The sequence below is a fragment of the Nonomuraea sp. NPDC049141 genome, from assembly GCF_040648415.1.
GTDB lineage: Bacteria > Actinomycetota > Actinomycetes > Streptosporangiales > Streptosporangiaceae > Nonomuraea.
This window is the reverse complement of record NZ_JBEZDR010000215.1, coordinates 1-1,454: the sequence shown is the minus strand read 5'-3', so window position 1 is coordinate 1,454 and position 1,454 is coordinate 1. Positions and strand designations below refer to the sequence as shown.

The following is a 1,454-nucleotide window of genomic DNA, read 5'->3' as shown; positions in this document are numbered from 1 at the left end:
CCTTCCACGCAGGTGACGACCTCTTCCCGGGTGAACAGGACGGCCATGTTGTACGTGATGCCGAAGTCGCGGTTGCGCAGCCATTCGTCCAGCAGGCCCGGTCAGCCGGGTCCGGTAGCCGCCGAGCAGCCGGTAGCCACCGGCGCGGCCCCGGTCGGCGTAGACCGGCACCCCGGCGGCGGAGAGCGCCAGCACGTCCCGGTAGACCGTCCGCTCGGAGACCTCCAGCTCCCGCGCCAGCTCCGCCGCGGTCATCGTCTCCCGCGCCTGGAGCAGCAGGACCAACGAGATCAACCGGGCCGCCCGCACCCGTCCATCCTGCCCGCCGCCGCGGCCCGGCGGTCGTCCGCCTCGGGTGTCGGTCAGCCGCGCCCGTTGAGGCGTGTCCAAGAGCGGTTGGTCGTGCAGCGGGTGAGTGGCAACACCGCCGGTCGTCGCCCGCAGCCCGGTGCGACCAGGCATGGGTCCTGAACAGACCGTAGGCTCTGCGGTCGTGAACGCACCCCGCATCGCCGCGCCCGTGGCCGGCGCCGCCAGCCGGTTCTTCGCCGGCGTGGGCCTGCTCCTGCGCGGCCTCGGCCTCTACGTCCGCAGCCCCGGGCTGATGCTGCTCGGCGTCATCCCGGCGTTGATCTCGGGCGCGCTCTTCGTGACCGCGTTCGCCACCCTGGCGTACTTCGTCGAGGATCTGGCCGCACTGGTCACCCCGTTCGCCGACGACTGGTCGACCACCTCGCGCAGCCTCGTCCGCGTGATCGCCGGGCTGGCCTTCCTCGGCCTCGGCGGCCTGCTCGCGGTGGTCAGCTTCACGGCCGTCACCCTCGTCATCGGCGACCCGTTCTACGAGAGGATCTCCGAGCGGGTCGAGGAGCGCCTCGGCGGCACCCCCAACGCGGTCGACGTGCCGTTCTGGCCGTCGCTGCGGCGCAGCATCGCCGACTCGCTGCGGCTGGTGGGCCTGTCGATCCTCTTCGGCATCCCGCTCTTCGCCGCCGGCTTCATTCCGGTGGTCGGCCAGACCGTGGTGCCGGTGATCGGGGCGGCGGTCGGCGGCTGGCTGCTCGCCGTCGAGCTGGTCGGGGCCCCCTTCTACCGGCGCGGGATGCGGCTGCCGGACCGGCGGGCACACCTCAAGGCGGACCGGCCGACCACGCTCGGCTTCGGGGTGGCGGTCTTCGTCTGCTTCCTGATCCCGCTCGGCGCGGTGATCGTCATGCCGGCCGCCGTCGCCGGGGCGACCCTGCTGGCCCGCCGCTCGCTCGGTCAGTCCGTCACGGAGGGCTGAGACGGTCAGGCGAGCTCGTGCAGGCACGACCAGCTCGAACCGACCGGGCGGTAGCCGAGCCCGACGTTGACCGCCAGCATCGGCGCGTTCGCCTCGTCGTTCGAGGTGTAGGCGACGCGTACCCCGCCGGCGGCGGCGCGGTGCAGCGCCGCCGTCTTGACCAGGCGGG

At 73.2% G+C, this 1,454-nt stretch carries 2 protein-coding genes; one reads left to right on the top strand and one right to left on the bottom strand.

Going from position 1 to position 1,454, the window contains the following annotated elements; all coding sequences use genetic code 11:
- The coding region (locus tag AB0B91_RS65955) for an HTH domain-containing protein (RefSeq protein ID WP_358343213.1) at window positions 1-309 on the bottom strand (309 nt) is incomplete at its 3' end.
- 184 nt (window positions 310-493) lie between these two features.
- Here AB0B91_RS65955 and AB0B91_RS65950 point away from each other — a divergent pair.
- Window positions 494-1,285 carry an EI24 domain-containing protein gene (locus AB0B91_RS65950; protein ID WP_357661704.1) on the top strand — a complete coding sequence of 264 codons (792 nt, stop codon included), beginning with the start codon at window positions 494-496 and terminating at the stop codon, window positions 1,283-1,285.
- Window positions 1,286-1,454 lie beyond the last annotated feature (169 nt).